Source organism: Pseudomonas sp. 86_A, assembly GCF_017491705.1.
Classification (GTDB): Bacteria; Pseudomonadota; Gammaproteobacteria; order Pseudomonadales; family Pseudomonadaceae; genus Aquipseudomonas; species Aquipseudomonas koreensis.
Map to the genome: position 1 here is coordinate 76,302 of NZ_JAFGYS010000015.1, position 13,951 is coordinate 90,252.

Sequence of the window (13,951 nt, forward strand, 5' to 3'; positions counted from 1 at the left end):
TCAAGAGCTTCCCATGATCGGAATCGATAGAGACTCCGGGGCCACGGTCGACGACTGGCTGCAGTTTGTGCAGCGCGCGACCCGGGCCCTGACCACGCCGCTGGGCACCCGGCAAAAAAGGCCCCTTTATGGCTCGTTGATCCCCACGCTGCTGGGACAGAACCTCGGTGACGACGTTCTGCTTCTGGCGCAGAGCCACGCGGCTCAGGCGTTCTACAACGCGCAGAACGGGATCAGCGATTTTCAGCCGAGCGTGATCGTCGCCAGCCGTCAGGGTGCCGGTTTGCTGCTGCGTTTCGCCGGCACCTGGAAAAACCGTCAACAGACCTTCGAGGTAGTGACATGAGCATGTTGATCCCCGGCCAGAATCAGTTGGCCGAACCGGCGCTGATCACCGTCGACGCCTTCGAAGACCTGCTCGCCGAGTTCAAGACCTTTGTCGTCGAATACGTCGGCGCCCGAGCGCCCGAAAGCGCGGCAAAACTCAAGACCAGCCTCGATAACGAAAGCGAACTGCTGACCCTGGCGCTCGAAGCTTTCTGCGTACGCCTGCAAACCCACGAACGCAAATACAACGCCCGCATCAAGCAGATGCTGGCGTGGTGGGCGACCGGCAGCAATCTCGATGCACGGCTGGCGGACATGGGCCTGGAGCGGCAGTTGCTCGACCCGGGCGATCCGGCGGCCTTCCCGCCGGTACCACCGATTTATGAAAGCGACGACGACGCCCGGCTGCGTTATTACCTGGCGCCGCATGCCCCGGCAGCGGGCTCGCGGATGCAGTATCGCCGCGAGGTGTTCACCCTCGGCGAACGGCCAACAGTGAAGGTTGAATCCACCGACACCGGTGTGGTGAATGTCACCTACACCTTCAACCCGGACGGCCTCGCTGCACAGGTCAAGGACGGCAATGGTCGGCGCACCGCGCCGGGTGAAGTGCAGGTCACGGTATTGTCCCGCGACGGTGATGGCATGCCATCCGCCGCATTGCTCGATGGCGTGCGTCAGCACTTCGCCCGCCCTGATGTACGACCGGAAACCGACCTGGTCACGGTCAAGGCTGCTGAAATTCAGCGCTACAAGATTCGCGTGGTGGCGAAGATCAATTCCGGCCCCGATTCGGGTCTGACCCAAGTCGCCGCGCAACAGCAATTGCAGGCCTACGCCGACAGTTGCCATCGCCTCGAAGGGCGGGTCGATCCGAGCTGGATCGACTACACGCTGCACAGCGCCGGCGCCGTGCAACTGCAGATTCTCGAGCCGCTGGCACCCATCGTGACCACTGCGTTTCAGGCGCCGTATTGCACGGCGGTCGAGGTCGAGGTGCTGACGCTATGAGTGAGTCAACGCATCGTCCGAGTTTGTTGCCGGCTAACAGCTCGGCACTCGAACGTGGACTGGATCTGGGCTTTGGCGCATTGCTTGATCGCATCCCGCCGCCGTTCCCCGAACTGATGAACCCGAGCGAGACACCGGTCGCATTCCTGCCGTATCTGGCGGCGGATCGCGGCGTCGCCGAATGGAGCACCAGCGCACCGGAAGCGGAAAAACGCCTCACTGTCGAACTGGCCTGGCCCACCGCGCGCCAGGCCGGCACTCGCAAGGCGCTGGAGAACGCAGCCAAGGGTTTGCAGCTGCGCCCCGAAGTCCGCGCCTGGTACGAACAGACGCCGCCCGGTGTGCCTTACAGCTTCACCGTGCGTGCGTTCAGCGACCAACCTTACAGCGCAGAAATCGATGCCCGTCTCGACCGTCGTCTGGCCGATGCCAAGAGCGAGCGGGACATTCTTTCGGTGACGGTGGGCTTGAGCGCGTTCGGCAGTCATTCCATTGCCGCTGCGACCTTTTGCGGTGAGCTGACCACGGTTTATCCGGTGTTCATCGAAGGGCTCGAAACCTCGGGAGAGGCGTTCCTGGCTGCCGGCATGTACACCGTCGAAACATCCACTATTTATCCTCAGGGGGCCTGAATGGCTGACTATTACACCCTGCTCACCAACGCAGGGATTGCCTACGAAACGGCGTGCAAGGCCGCGGGTACGCCGATCAAGTTGACGCAGATTTCCGTTGGCGACGGCGGCGGCTCGGTCTACAACCCGGCCGCGACCGCCACCGCGCTGAAGCGCGAAGTCTGGCGCGGACCGCTCAACGCCCTGTTCCAGGACGAGAAGAATCCGAGCTGGCTGCTCGCCGAAGTCACCATTCCGCCAGATGTTGGCGGCTGGTATGTACGTGAAGCCGGGCTGTGGACTGATACCGGGATTCTTTACGCCATCGTCAAATACCCGGAATCGTTCAAACCGGTGCTGGCGACGTCGGGCTCGGGAAAAGAGTTCTACATTCGCTCGATTTTCGAGACCAGTAATGCGTCGCTGGTGACGCTGCTGATTGATGACACGGTGGTGAAAGCCACTCGTGCGTGGGTCATGAGTTACCTCGCCGAAGAACTCGGCAAACTCGATGGCAAGCAATCGGTGCGCGTCGCTGCATCCACCAACATCGTGTTGAACGGTGCCCAGCAAATCGACGGCGTGGCCGTGATTGCCGGCGACCGTGTGTTGGCGGCTAATCAGACCTTGGTCAAGGACAACGGTCTGTGGATTGTCGCCAATGGCGACTGGGTGCGGGCGACTGATGCCAATACCAGTGCCAAGGTCACGCCTGGCCTGACGGTGATGGTGGAGGAGGGCGCGGCGAACGGAGATTCGCTGTGGCACCTGACCACCAACGCGCCGATCACTCTCGGCACAACTGCGCTGACGTTCAAGATGCTCGCCGGGCGTACCGGGATTGCTGCCGGCACTTACAAGAGTCTGACCGTTGATGAGTATGGTCGGGCGACTGCCGGGGCCAATCCTGAAACGCTGGCCGGGTTCGGGATCAAGGATTCGTACACCAAGGCTGAAGTCGAGGCGTTGATTGCCAAGGCATCGGCGTTGCCTGTGGGTTCGATTGTCGCGTTCCCGGTGGATGCACCGCCGCCGGGTTTTCTTGAGCTGGACAACAGCGTCAAGAGCAGCGCGACTTACCCGGACTTGAGCGCTTATCTGGGGGGCAAGTTCAACAAGGGTGATGAAGGCGTTGGGAATTTCCGTTTGCCTGAGGCGCGAGGGGAGTTCTTGCGTGGTTGGGATCATGGGCGAGGTGTGGACGGGGGGCGAAGCATTGGTACCTACCAGCTAGGCCAGAACGAAAGCCACAATCACCGTTATTTTGATGCTGTAAGAGCTAACATCGATCCTTATGGAAGTGCAGCAACCGGTCTCGTAAATGGAGTCGCTCAGCCACTGGCTGAAGGCGGCTTCTTGTCCTCTACTGGGGGAGATTTCGCGCAGTTGGTCGCGACTACTAACACGGTTAACTCAGGTGGAAGCGAAACCCGACCTCGCAACATCGCCGTCATGTGGTGCATCAAAGCCTGGAACGCCTCGGTCAATCAGGGAACCATTGATGTCGCCGCGCTTGCCAAGGAAGTCGAACGGCTCAAGTCCGCCGTCCCGGTTGGCGCTGTTCTAGCGTTCCCAACGGGAATTGTTGCACCCGGTTATCTGGAACTGGATGGCAGTGTGCAAAGTATTGCGACCTATCCGGATCTGGCCGCTTTTCTCGGCACCACTTACAACAAGGGCAACGAGGGTGCAGGCAACTTTCGGTTGCCTGAGACGCGAGGCGAGTTCCTGCGTGGCTGGGATCATGGACGGGGAATTAACGCGGGCCGTGGCATTGGAACGGTTGAGGGTGAAAGTGTAATCAACCACGTCCACACGGATTCGTATCTAGTAGATAACACTGCTGTTCCGGGGATCCCTGGTGTTTCAAACGCTTCTGTAAGTCAGAGCGTATGGGGCAAGGTTTACGGTACGGCCGGTGGCAGCCTGAAATCATATTTGTCGAACGACCAAGTGAATGGGTTCGCGGGTAACGGTATCGGTGGTCTGTACAGTGGCCCCATGAGAGGAGGTGGCACGGAGACTCGCCCACGCAACCTCGCCGTCATGTGGTGCATCAAAGCCTGGAACGCGCCGATCAACCAGGGAAGCATCGACATTGCACCGCTGACCGTTCTCGCGCAGCAGGCATCGGAAACCAATCAGGGTACGGCGAAGGTTGCCACCCAGACTCAAACGGTAGAAGGGACTGACGACTCTACAATTGTCACGCCCAAAAAATTGCGTCGAGGGTTTGCAATCAGCTTGGCTGTAAACGGTTATATCGCGTTGCCGAATTGGCTCGGTGGTTTGATCATTCAGTGGGGGCAAGTGAAAGGGGCTACTTACAGCAGCGTGAATAACTTTCTTGCTACACCGGTTACATGGCCCATCGCATTTCCAAATGGTGTATTTGCCACGACAACCGGTATCGCAACCGGAATTACGGCGAATACATTTACTAATACATCACTTGAAAACAGAACTAACGTGGGCGCTCTCTGGATGTACGCGTGCGGTGTAACAGGTAATACCCCCGTGCTTTCATACATCGCAATAGGAAATTGATCATGGGAAAGTACCTTTATTCAGCAGCAACAGGCGGGGTCTATCTGAAGGGATTCCATAGCGAGATTCCCCCAGACGCGCTGTCGATTGCCGATGAAATCTATCGAAATCTTTTTGCCCAACCACTTCCGGCTGGAAAGGTCGTAAGGCCAAGCGCAGAGGGATTGCCTCAAATGGTAGATGGGCCGAGTTTGTCTGAAGAGGCGCTGGCTACATCCGAACGAGCCTGGCGCGATAGCGAGTTACTGCATACGGACAATTTGGTAGCGCGTCACCGTGATGAGCAAGAACAAGGCATTACGACAACGCTCAGCTCAGAGCAATATGTCGAATTGCAGCTATTTCGCAGCCGGCTCCGTAGCTGGCCAGAAGGGCAAAAGTTTCCCCTTGCTGAACATCGGCCGGTCATTCCGTCGTGGATACCTGAAGCTTGTCAATAAACGCCCCGCCTCTCCGGGGCGTTTTCTTTCCCGCAAAAAACACCCAACACCCGCCAAGCCCCTCCCCACGAGGGGCTTTCCCGTTTATGGAGAAACGAAAAATGGCAACCCGCCAAACCTACACCGTGCTCGTCCCATTCCCCACCGGCGGTGGGCACTGGTCGAGCGTCGGTCAAGACCTTGATCTGCTCGACGTCGAGGCCAGTGCGCTGCACAGCGCCGGTCGACTGGAGTTGAAAACACCTACCACCCAGGCCAAAAAGGCCGCTGCCAAGAAGGCTGACTGAACATGGCTGAGGTTCTGAACTTCGAGCACAACGGCATTACCGTCAATGCCACCGAATCTCCCGAGGCCATGGGTGGCCTGGGTGACAACGTCATCGGCTTGGTCGGCACCGCGCCGAAAGCTGATCCGCTGATTCCGCGTAACGCGCCGTTCCGCATCAACAGCTTCACCACCCATGCGCTGCTCGATCCGACCGGCGCCGAAGAGGGTACGCTGTACCACGCGGTTTACCAGATCCTCAAAGTGGTCAAGGTGCCGGTCTATGTGGTGATCGTCGAAGCGGGCGCGACCCCGGCTGACACCGTCAACGCGGTGATCGGCGGTGTTGAGCCGGCGACCGGCCGCAAGCTCGGTCTGGCTGCACTGGGCAGCGTCCCGGAAGACCTGACCATCATCGGCGCGCCGGGCTTCACCGGCACCAAAGCGGTGGCCAGCGAGTTCGCCTCGTTCGGCAAGCGCATCAAGGCCCGTGTGGTGCTCGACGGCAAGGATGCTTCGGTCGCTGACCAAGTGACTTACAGCCAGGAACTGGGCGGCGCCGACCTAGGTTTCGATCGCTGCCTGGTGGTGCACAACATGCCGGCCGTGTACTCGAAAGCGGCGAAGAAAAATGTCTTCCTCGCGCCGTCCAGCCTGGCGATTGCCGCGCTGGCCAAGGTCAAGCAGTGGGAGAGCCCGGGCAACCAGGTGACCTACGCCGAAGACGTGTCCCGCGTCGTTGAGTACAACATCCTCGACACCTCCACCGAAGGCGATCTGCTCAACCGCTACGGCGTCAGCTACTACGCCCGCACCGTGCTCGGCGGCTTCTCGCTGCTGGGTAACCGCTCGATCACCGGCAAGTTCATCAGCTACGTCGGCCTCGAAGATGCGATCAGCCGCAAGCTGGTCAAGGCCGGCCAGAAAGCCATGGCCAAGAACCTGACCAAATCGTTCATGGATCAGGAGGTCAAGCGCATCAACGACTGGCTGCAGACCCTGGTCGCCGACGAAACCATTCCTGGCGGCAGCGTCTATCTGCACCCGGAACTCAACAGCGTCGAGAAGTACAAGAACGGCACCTGGTACGTGGTCATCGACTACGGCCGCTACGCGCCGAACGAACACATGGTTTATCAACTCAACGCCCGCGATGAAATCATCGAGCAGTTCCTGGAGGACGTTCTCTAATGTTTACCAACCGCGTAAGACAGGCCATCGCGGCCACCCTGCAAGGCCTGCCGCTGTCGGCGACCGTGGAGGAATTCACCCCGCCGAAAATCGACTTCGACATGGAGAGCATGACGGGCGGGCGCTTCATCGTTGAGGAAATGGCCAAGAGCGCCAAGCCACTGAACGCCACGCTCAAGCTGCAAGGCACCGGTGCTGAAGTGTTGCTGGCGATGGGTGTGAAGCTGGGCGACGACATCCTGCTGAACGTGCGTGAAGCCGGTCAGGATCAGGACGGCAACACCTGGTTCACCTATCACACAGTAGGCGGCAAGCTGAAATCTCTGGCTGAGGATGCGCTGAAAATGGGTAGCAAAGCCATCACCACACTGGAGCTTTCCTGCCGCACCTACAACCGCCTGGAAAACGGTATCCCGGTGATCGACATCGACGTACGCACCCAGAAGTTCGTGCTCAACGGCGTCGACATCCTCGGTGATGCGCGTCGTGCGGTGCTGATGCCGTAACCCTCCCATCACCACAAAACCCTGTAGGAGTGAGCCTGCTCGCGATGAGGCCAGCACATTCAACATCAATGTGCCTGAAAGACCGCTATCGCGAGCAGGCTCACTCCTACAAGGGAATTGCTACACCCCTCAAGAATCACCAAGGAATTCATTCATGTCGTGGATGCCACCCCAGCATGACCTGCTGTCGCCGATCACCGGCGACGACGGCATGCAGATCGAATCGATCCAGCTCAAGCCACTGTTCTACGCCGCGCAAAAAGAAGCGCTGGAGCGCGCCGGCGATGATGAAGACGATCAGTTCTTCGAACTGGCGCTGCTCGCCACCGGCCTGTCGGTCAAGGAACTCGACCAGCTCAAGCGCCCGGACTATGTGAGCATCGCCCAGTACGTGCACGAGATGTCGACCCGTCCGGCGGCGTACTTTCTCGAGCAGGTCGAAGACGCGGAACAGTCCGACGATCCCGACCAGGTGCAACTGCTGCAACCGCTCGCCGTGACTGGCCGCACCGTGACCTCGCTGTCGCTGGAAATGCCCGCACTGCGCGCCACCAAAGTGATGAAGAAACTGAAAACGGCCAAGGAACGCGCCGAGTTCATCACCGCCCATTGCACCGGGCTGATGATCCCCGATCTGGCCCAGCTGACTGTCCCTGACTGGACCCAATTGCAGGTGCGCATCGACGATTTTTTAAACCAGCCGGCGGCCTACTTTCGGAACGCGACATCGAAGTAATCCTCGATATCGTCCCGCTCATTTACCCGGTAAGTGAGGCGGAGATTCTGGAATGGGACGCCGAAAAGGCGTTGCGCCGCTACGACATAGCGATCACTCGCCTTGGCGTGAAACAGGAGTAGAGCGGCATGGCAGAGAGTAAAAACGCGCTCATGTACGCCGGTGAGAGCACGGGTTCCGCGAGCCGCAATATCGGCTTGACCAATGCAGCAACGAGCACGACTACAGTAGGCCTGGATCGGGATAATGTCGCCGACCTGAGGCAAGCGTTGAGCACGGCAAGTGACCGAATCGTTTCGCTCACTGCAGCCATCGATTCGCTGATCCTCACCTTGGCGACCCAACGTTCTTTGTCGAAGAGCGCGGTCAATGGCGACGGATCTTCCGCGCAGAAGGCTGCAGACAAGGTAGCCGGCGCCGCCCCTCCCGAGTTGCTCAAAGCCGCTGTCGCGATGGACACAGCCGCTGCGAACCTGAGCGAAGTCGCTCGACTGACTCCGGTTCAGGGCAAGGAAGTGGCTCAGGCAAGCCTGATCATGGCCAGTGCGCCGTTGGTGGCTGCCGGAGGAACCACCGGGGTTGAATTGCTCAATGCCGCGGCGTTGGGTGCCAAGGCGGGGATTGGCATCGACTTGCCCAATGCCTCGGACAAGCAGTTCGAACTGCTGAAGTTTGCCGATGACGCTGCGCTCACCGCCTCAGCATTCAAGGTGCCTGCGCTACAAGTCGCCGAGATGATGGCGGCCTGGCGTACCTCGATGAAACTGACCCGTGATCAGGCCATTGATCTGGCAGATGCGGCTCACCACTTGGGCAAAATGCCCGGAGATGTAAACGCGGCAGACATCGGCTCGGTGTTGCAGCGTTCCGGCGACGCGGCGATTGCTGCGGGGTTGCAACCCGAGCAAGCCGCAGCGCTGTCGGCAGCCTTGCTGAACACCGGAACGAAAGAAGGTGAAGCAAGCGTCGCGTTGAAGATCATTTCCACAGCCTTGAGCAAGGGAGACCAGGTCTCTGTTGCCGAACAGGGTGCGTGGAAACAACTGGGGCTCGATCCCAGGGCCGTGTCTGCGGCGATGCGTGATCCGAACAAGGACAATGCGCAAGGTGCGTTGCTGACAGTGTTGGCCGCATTGAACGCCAGACCGCCAGAACAACGCGCAGTGTTGGCCAGGACGTTGTTCTCCGATGGCGGTGATGCTGCGCAGAAACTCTCGCAAAACCTCGGCGAGGTTAATGAGACGTTCTGGCAGGTCAAGGACAAGCAGCGATACGCGACGTCGGAGCTGGGCGAAAAGGGATCGATAAAACAGGCTGCCCTGGCGCTTTCCGGTACTCAGCAAGGACAGCTGAATATTCTGAATGCCCGTAGCGAACGATTGGCCGTCGCCAAAGGCAACGCGTTGGCACCCTCCAGCGATTCGCTGGCCTCTGCCGGGGTCGACAAGCTCAGTGAACTGACTGAAACCTATCCGAAAACTGCTGGCGTGGTGTTGACGGTGAGCGCGTTTCTCAAACCGTTGCTCGATCAAGCGCTCGATGCCATTGGCAGCGATATCAAAGGCCGGGTTGGCAAGAAAGTCGTGGATAAGGGCCTGTCCGTTTTCACCGGTGCCGCCACCGGCACAGCGGGGGCCGCCGCTGCTGGCAGCGGTTTGAAGATCCTCGAGCAAACTTCGCGGGTGCGGGCTCCGCTCCTGGAGTCGACCACCGCTGCCATGCGCCCTCTGTCACGCGCAATGCCCTGGCCTGTAAAAACCGTCGCTGCCCTCGCAGGCCTGGCGGCGGGGGTGGCCACTGGTGACGAAACCCAGATAGCCAAAAGCGTCGGCGCAGCGGGCGGTGGAATGGCCGGCGCTCTTGCAGGCTCTGCTTTCGGCGCGTCACTCGGAGCCGTGGGTGGCCCACCCGGCATGGCCATAGGCGGCCTTCTCGGTGGATTGCTTGGCGGTTGGCTGGGCAGTGAGGGCGGTTCCCTTTTGGGCGAAAAACTCGGCAGTACCACACCGGACAAACTCGCAGCACCGGCTCAGGTTAGTCAGGCGCTGGCCAGCGCCCAGGCGCCCACGGTGCCCACGGTGCCAACCCCCTACGCGCCCACCGTTCAGGTGTATTGCAGCGACCCGGGCAGTGTGGAAAAGATCGGTCAATTGGTCGACTTTCACCTGAGATCTCAATTCAGCAACGAATTCATTCCACTGATGAACACCAACAGCCTCGCCACCCGCCGTGACGCAGCCCTGACCGATGGAGTCGACTGATGAAACAACAAATGGCGCTGGGCAGTTTCATCTTCGGCCTCTCGCGCAACTTCGCCTACAGCACACTGGCGCGAAAGTCCGACGGTGGCTGGAGCGACATACAGATCCTGACCAGCAAACCCAAGTCCAGTCAGACCGGGCAGAAAGCGGAAACGCTGACCATCAGCGGCACCTCGATGTATGCCGTGGCCATGGAGCGACTCGATGAGTTGCGCGCCCTTCAGGCGCTGCGGGTACCGCTGCCGTTGATTGATGGTATCGGTCGCAACTGGGGCCTGTGGCGGATCAACAGCATCGACGAAAACCAGAGCGAGGTCATCGATGACGGAACCGCGATGGTGATCAAGTGGGTGGTCGGATTGACGGAGTTCAACAATGCGTAAGGTACGGAGCATGGCCGGTGATTCGGTGAATCTGCTGCTCTACCGCGAAACCGGGCGCAGTGATGACGCCGCCGAAGAAGCTCTGTGGAAACTCAACCCGACCCTGGCCGAGCACGGCCCGATCCTGCCTGCGGGCGTTTGGGTCACGTTGCCGGAACTCGATTCGAAACCGGCCACGATCAAACCGCTCACGGCCTGGGATTAAGGAGGTTGCATGACACTGGGTTTTACGCCGGTCGTTAAGATTTACGGCGCAAACGCGGATCTGCTCAATCAACGCCTGATCAGTTGGGAGCACATCGATGCTGCCGGTTTCGAGTCCGATCAGCTGACCTTGACGATCGATCTTGAAGGCCTCGAAGGGCTGCCGGATCTGGGCGGGAAAATCGGCCTGGAGGTCGGTTATCTGGAATCGGGAATGGTCGACAAGGGCCAGTTCAAAGTGACGCGCCTGACGCCGACGCTGTTCCCGTTTCGCCTGACCCTGGTGGCCACGGCGGCGCCGTTCAGCAAGGAGGATGAGACGGGCTTCAAGCAACGCCGCACGGCCAGTCATGGCCCGACCACCTTGGGTGCGCTGTTTGAAAAACTGGTGTTGAGCCATGGCTTTTCACCGCGCGTCGCGCCCGAGGTGTCGATGATCAGGATCGAGCACGTCGACCAGTCCAACGAAACCGATATGAGCTTTCTGACGCGCCTGGCGAAAAAGTACAACGCGGTGACCAAACCCTACAACGACATGTACGTGCTGGCCCGTCCCGGCCAGATCAAATCGTTGTCGGGCCAGGTGCTGGCGGACGTGACATTGTCGGTGACCAGCAATAACCGTCCCGGCGATCACGCGTTCGTCAGCGCCACGCTGGAGGAGTCTGCCCGCGAGCAGACCAAGGGTTGCAAGACCTGTTTCTGGGATGGCGCCGCAGGTGTGTTGCGCTGGGTTGAAACGGGGCTTGCGCCGTTCAAGACCCTCCGCCAGAAACAACCCAGCGAAGCCGATGCGATCGCCGTCGGCGAGGGCGAAGTACGCAAGATGCTCCGGCAGAAATACAAGGTGAAAATCACCTGTCCAGGCAATCCACTGCTGGCGGCCGAAGGTCTGGTGTTGCTCGATGAGACCTGGCCGGACTTCATGCGCGGGCGCTGGTCGATCGAAAAAGTCACCGCCAGTGGCAATCGCGAGAACAGCTATCGCTGCGTGATCGATGCCGCTTGCCTCGATCCAAAGGCTGAAGCCAAGGACTGATCCCACAGCCCACGAGTCCCCTGTAGGAGTGAGCCTGCTCGCGATAGCGGTGTGTCAGGCACATTGATTTTGAATGTGGCACCGCCATCGCGAGCAGGCTCACTCCTACAGGGGATTCGCGGTGTTTTCTGCAACTCATTTCAATACTGGAACACCACCATGAAGATCACCCCGATCCTCACGCAACTGCGTGGGCAATGCCCAGGCTTTGCCAATCACATTTCGGTGGGTGTCGATCTGGCTTTGCTGCAAGGCAATGCCGATCTGCCAACACCCTCGGCCCACGTGCTGCCGCTGGCCGATCTGGCCAGCAACAGCACCGCACAAAACCTCACCACCCAACCGATCCGCGACCGCTTCGAAATCGTCCTCGCGCTCGACGCAACCGACGCTACAAAAGCGCTGGATCTGTTGCACGACCTGCGCGCCGAACTGTGGCGCGCGCTGGTGGGGTTCAAGCCGGGCACCGACTACAGCGCCATCGTCTACGACGGCGGCGAAATGGTCTCGATCAACAGCAGCCGGGCCTTCTATCGGCTGCGCTTTTTTGCCGAGTTCCAGCTTGGCCGCAATCTGCCAAGTCAGCCTGCGGAGAGTTGGCACGAACGTGAACTGGACGGTTTGTCGTCCTTTACCGGGGTCACCGTGCGGGTCGATGCAATCGACCCGGCCGACCCCAACCTGAAACACCCGGGCCCTGACGGGCGCGTGGAACTGACTTTCTCTGGAGACGTAACCCCATGAGCAATCGCATCACCGTACTGCCGGCCGCTGGCCGTGCCGTGCCTGACCCGGAAGCGGGCGATCTGCTGCCCAAGGAAGGCCGTGAAGTGCTGGACAGCGCCTGGTGGCGCCGGCGTCTGGCCGACGGCGATATCACACTCAAAACCGCAAAAGCGGCTAAACCACAGGGAGCCAAATAATGGCGATCGGATTCAGCAACATCCCCGCGGACATTCGTGTACCGCTGTTCTATGCCGAAATGGACAACTCGGCCGCCAATAGCGCGAGCTCGACCCTGCGTCGTTTGATCGTGGCTCAGGTCAACGACAACATTGCCCCGACCGAAGTCGGCAAACTGGTGCTGGTCTCCAGCGTCGCGCTGGCAAAAAGCATCGGTGGTCAGGGCTCGATGCTCGCCTCGATGTACGAGACCTTCCGCAAGGCCGACCCGATCGGCGAGATCTGGTGCCTGCCGCTGCACAACACTGAAGGCGCTATCGCCAAAGGCGTGCTGACCCTGACCGGCACCGCGACCCAGGCTGGCGTGCTCAACCTGTACGTCGGTGGTGTGCGTGTGCAGGCTACCGTGGTCAACGGTGCCACCGCTGCTCAAGCGGCCACTGCACTGGCGCAGAAAATCAACGCCACGGCCGATCTGCCGGTCAGCGCTGCGGCTGCCGAAGGTGTGGTCACCCTGAGCGCCAAATGGACCGGCGACAGCGGTAACGACATCAGCCTGCAGTTCAATCGCCTGGGCAAGAGCAACGGCGAAGAGACCCCGGCCGGCCTGACCACCGCCATCACCGCCATGACTGGCGGCGCCGGCGTACCGGATCAGATCGCTGCCGTCGCGGCACTGGGTGACGAACCGTTCGAGTTCATCGCACTGCCATGGTCGGATCTGTCGACCCTCAACACCTGGCAGGCGGTCATGGATGACAGCACCGGTCGCTGGTCCTGGGCCAAGCAACTGTTCGGTCACGTCTACAGCGCCAAGCGCGGCACCGTCGGCACGCTGGTTGCTGCTGGCCAGGCGCGCAACGACCAGCACATGACCATTCAGGCGCTGGAGCCGGGCGTACCGCAACCTTTCTGGGTACAAGCTGCAGCCCTGGCGGCGCGCACCGCGGTGTTCATCTCCGCCGATGCCAGCCGTCCGACCCAGAGCGGCAGCCTGCCGGGCGTTGATCCGGCGCCGGCCAGCGAGCGTTTCACCCTGACCGAGCGTCAGTCGCTGCTCAACTACGGCATCGCTACGGCTTACTACGAAGGCGGTTACGTGCGCATCCAGCGTTCGATCACCACCTACCAGAAGAACGCTTACGGTCAGGCTGACAACTCCTACCTGGACAGCGAAACCATGCACCAGTCGGCGTTCATCGTGCGTCGTCTGCAAAGCGTGATCACCAGCAAATACGGTCGCCACAAACTGGCCTCCGACGGCACCCGTTTCGGCGCCGGCCAGCCGATCGTCACCCCGGCGACCATTCGCGGCGAGCTGATCGCGCAGTACGCCAAGCTGGAACTGGAAGGCCACGTGGAAAACGCCGAGCTGTTCGCCGAGCACCTGATCGTCGAGCGCGACGTGCAGGACCCGAGCCGCGTGAACGTGCTGTTCCCGCCGGATTACATCAACGGTCTGCGCGTGTTCGCACTGCTCAACCAATTCCGTCTGCAGTACGACGACGCGGCTTGATAACCGCGTTT

Annotated in this window: 16 protein-coding genes; all 16 read left to right on the plus strand. The window is 60.3% G+C overall.

Annotation, left to right across the window (positions count from 1 at the left end; genetic code table 11):
* Positions 1-13 precede the first annotated feature (13 nt).
* The 16 genes from J5M57_RS22425 to J5M57_RS22500 all read left to right on the plus strand — a co-directional run bounded on the left by J5M57_RS22425 (position 14) and on the right by J5M57_RS22500 (position 13,940).
* Positions 14-346 carry a phage baseplate protein gene (locus J5M57_RS22425; RefSeq protein WP_003222189.1) on the plus strand — a complete coding sequence of 111 codons (333 nt, stop codon included), beginning with the start codon at positions 14-16 and terminating at the stop codon, positions 344-346.
* Positions 343-1,338, plus strand: a complete 996-nt coding sequence (locus J5M57_RS22430) for a baseplate J/gp47 family protein (RefSeq protein ID WP_207847249.1) — start codon at positions 343-345, stop codon at positions 1,336-1,338. The genes J5M57_RS22425 and J5M57_RS22430 overlap by 4 nt, the downstream gene beginning before the upstream one ends.
* Positions 1,335-1,970 (plus strand): phage tail protein I, encoded by a 636-nt coding sequence (locus J5M57_RS22435; protein WP_207847247.1) that lies wholly within the window; start codon positions 1,335-1,337, stop codon positions 1,968-1,970. Before J5M57_RS22430 ends, J5M57_RS22435 begins: the two co-directional genes overlap by 4 nt.
* Complete coding sequence (locus J5M57_RS22440; RefSeq protein WP_243435048.1) at positions 1,971-4,496, plus strand: phage tail protein; 2,526 nt, start codon at positions 1,971-1,973, stop codon at positions 4,494-4,496.
* A gap of 2 nt (positions 4,497-4,498) precedes the next feature.
* The gene (locus J5M57_RS22445) at positions 4,499-4,936 is read left to right on the plus strand and encodes a phage tail protein (RefSeq protein ID WP_243435047.1); all 438 of its coding nucleotides are present in this window, start codon (positions 4,499-4,501) and stop codon (positions 4,934-4,936) included.
* 101 nt (positions 4,937-5,037) lie between these two features.
* Positions 5,038-5,223 carry a hypothetical protein gene (locus J5M57_RS22450; protein ID WP_047291936.1) on the plus strand — a complete coding sequence of 62 codons (186 nt, stop codon included), beginning with the start codon at positions 5,038-5,040 and terminating at the stop codon, positions 5,221-5,223.
* A 2-nt stretch (positions 5,224-5,225) separates the two neighbouring features.
* On the plus strand, positions 5,226-6,392 hold the full coding sequence (locus tag J5M57_RS22455; protein ID WP_095695851.1) for a phage tail protein: 1,167 nt from the start codon (positions 5,226-5,228) through the stop codon (positions 6,390-6,392).
* Positions 6,392-6,898, plus strand: coding sequence for a phage major tail tube protein (locus tag J5M57_RS22460; RefSeq protein ID WP_064586211.1), 507 nt, complete (start codon positions 6,392-6,394; stop codon positions 6,896-6,898). Before J5M57_RS22455 ends, J5M57_RS22460 begins: the two co-directional genes overlap by 1 nt.
* Before the next feature lie 154 nt (positions 6,899-7,052).
* The gene (locus J5M57_RS22465; RefSeq protein WP_169841190.1) at positions 7,053-7,634 is read left to right on the plus strand and encodes a phage tail assembly protein; all 582 of its coding nucleotides are present in this window, start codon (positions 7,053-7,055) and stop codon (positions 7,632-7,634) included.
* A 269-nt stretch (positions 7,635-7,903) separates the two neighbouring features.
* The gene (locus J5M57_RS22470; protein ID WP_207847245.1) at positions 7,904-9,895 is read left to right on the plus strand and encodes a phage tail tape measure protein; all 1,992 of its coding nucleotides are present in this window, start codon (positions 7,904-7,906) and stop codon (positions 9,893-9,895) included.
* A complete protein-coding gene (locus J5M57_RS22475) occupies positions 9,895-10,278 on the plus strand; it encodes a phage tail protein (protein WP_064586214.1) in 384 nt (127 codons plus the stop codon). The genes J5M57_RS22470 and J5M57_RS22475 overlap by 1 nt, the downstream gene beginning before the upstream one ends.
* Positions 10,271-10,483 carry a tail protein X gene (locus J5M57_RS22480; protein WP_201135671.1) on the plus strand — a complete coding sequence of 71 codons (213 nt, stop codon included), beginning with the start codon at positions 10,271-10,273 and terminating at the stop codon, positions 10,481-10,483. Before J5M57_RS22475 ends, J5M57_RS22480 begins: the two co-directional genes overlap by 8 nt.
* Before the next feature lie 9 nt (positions 10,484-10,492).
* Complete coding sequence (locus tag J5M57_RS22485) at positions 10,493-11,521, plus strand: phage late control D family protein (RefSeq protein ID WP_207847243.1); 1,029 nt, start codon at positions 10,493-10,495, stop codon at positions 11,519-11,521.
* A gap of 159 nt (positions 11,522-11,680) precedes the next feature.
* On the plus strand, positions 11,681-12,265 hold the full coding sequence (locus tag J5M57_RS22490; protein ID WP_207847241.1) for a hypothetical protein: 585 nt from the start codon (positions 11,681-11,683) through the stop codon (positions 12,263-12,265).
* The gene (locus J5M57_RS22495) at positions 12,262-12,444 is read left to right on the plus strand and encodes a DUF2635 domain-containing protein (RefSeq protein ID WP_041072263.1); all 183 of its coding nucleotides are present in this window, start codon (positions 12,262-12,264) and stop codon (positions 12,442-12,444) included. The genes J5M57_RS22490 and J5M57_RS22495 overlap by 4 nt, the downstream gene beginning before the upstream one ends.
* Positions 12,444-13,940, plus strand: a complete 1,497-nt coding sequence (locus J5M57_RS22500) for a phage tail sheath subtilisin-like domain-containing protein (RefSeq protein ID WP_207847239.1) — start codon at positions 12,444-12,446, stop codon at positions 13,938-13,940. Before J5M57_RS22495 ends, J5M57_RS22500 begins: the two co-directional genes overlap by 1 nt.
* The last annotated feature ends 11 nt before the right edge of the window (positions 13,941-13,951 follow it).

What these genes read in the sequence shown, in the direction of transcription:
- J5M57_RS22425 (WP_003222189.1), top strand. Translation starts at nt 14, where the DNA reads ATGATCGGAATCGATAGAGACTCCGGGGCCACGGTCGACGACTGGCTG.
- J5M57_RS22430 (WP_207847249.1), top strand. Translation starts at nt 343, where the DNA reads ATGAGCATGTTGATCCCCGGCCAGAATCAGTTGGCCGAACCGGCGCTG.
- J5M57_RS22435 (WP_207847247.1), top strand. Translation starts at nt 1,335, where the DNA reads ATGAGTGAGTCAACGCATCGTCCGAGTTTGTTGCCGGCTAACAGCTCG.
- J5M57_RS22440 (WP_243435048.1), top strand. Translation starts at nt 1,971, where the DNA reads ATGGCTGACTATTACACCCTGCTCACCAACGCAGGGATTGCCTACGAA.
- J5M57_RS22445 (WP_243435047.1), top strand. Translation starts at nt 4,499, where the DNA reads ATGGGAAAGTACCTTTATTCAGCAGCAACAGGCGGGGTCTATCTGAAG.
- J5M57_RS22450 (WP_047291936.1), top strand. Translation starts at nt 5,038, where the DNA reads ATGGCAACCCGCCAAACCTACACCGTGCTCGTCCCATTCCCCACCGGC.
- J5M57_RS22455 (WP_095695851.1), top strand. Translation starts at nt 5,226, where the DNA reads ATGGCTGAGGTTCTGAACTTCGAGCACAACGGCATTACCGTCAATGCC.
- J5M57_RS22460 (WP_064586211.1), top strand. Translation starts at nt 6,392, where the DNA reads ATGTTTACCAACCGCGTAAGACAGGCCATCGCGGCCACCCTGCAAGGC.
- J5M57_RS22465 (WP_169841190.1), top strand. Translation starts at nt 7,053, where the DNA reads ATGTCGTGGATGCCACCCCAGCATGACCTGCTGTCGCCGATCACCGGC.
- J5M57_RS22475 (WP_064586214.1), top strand. Translation starts at nt 9,895, where the DNA reads ATGAAACAACAAATGGCGCTGGGCAGTTTCATCTTCGGCCTCTCGCGC.
- J5M57_RS22480 (WP_201135671.1), top strand. Translation starts at nt 10,271, where the DNA reads ATGCGTAAGGTACGGAGCATGGCCGGTGATTCGGTGAATCTGCTGCTC.
- J5M57_RS22485 (WP_207847243.1), top strand. Translation starts at nt 10,493, where the DNA reads ATGACACTGGGTTTTACGCCGGTCGTTAAGATTTACGGCGCAAACGCG.
- J5M57_RS22490 (WP_207847241.1), top strand. Translation starts at nt 11,681, where the DNA reads ATGAAGATCACCCCGATCCTCACGCAACTGCGTGGGCAATGCCCAGGC.
- J5M57_RS22495 (WP_041072263.1), top strand. Translation starts at nt 12,262, where the DNA reads ATGAGCAATCGCATCACCGTACTGCCGGCCGCTGGCCGTGCCGTGCCT.
- J5M57_RS22500 (WP_207847239.1), top strand. Translation starts at nt 12,444, where the DNA reads ATGGCGATCGGATTCAGCAACATCCCCGCGGACATTCGTGTACCGCTG.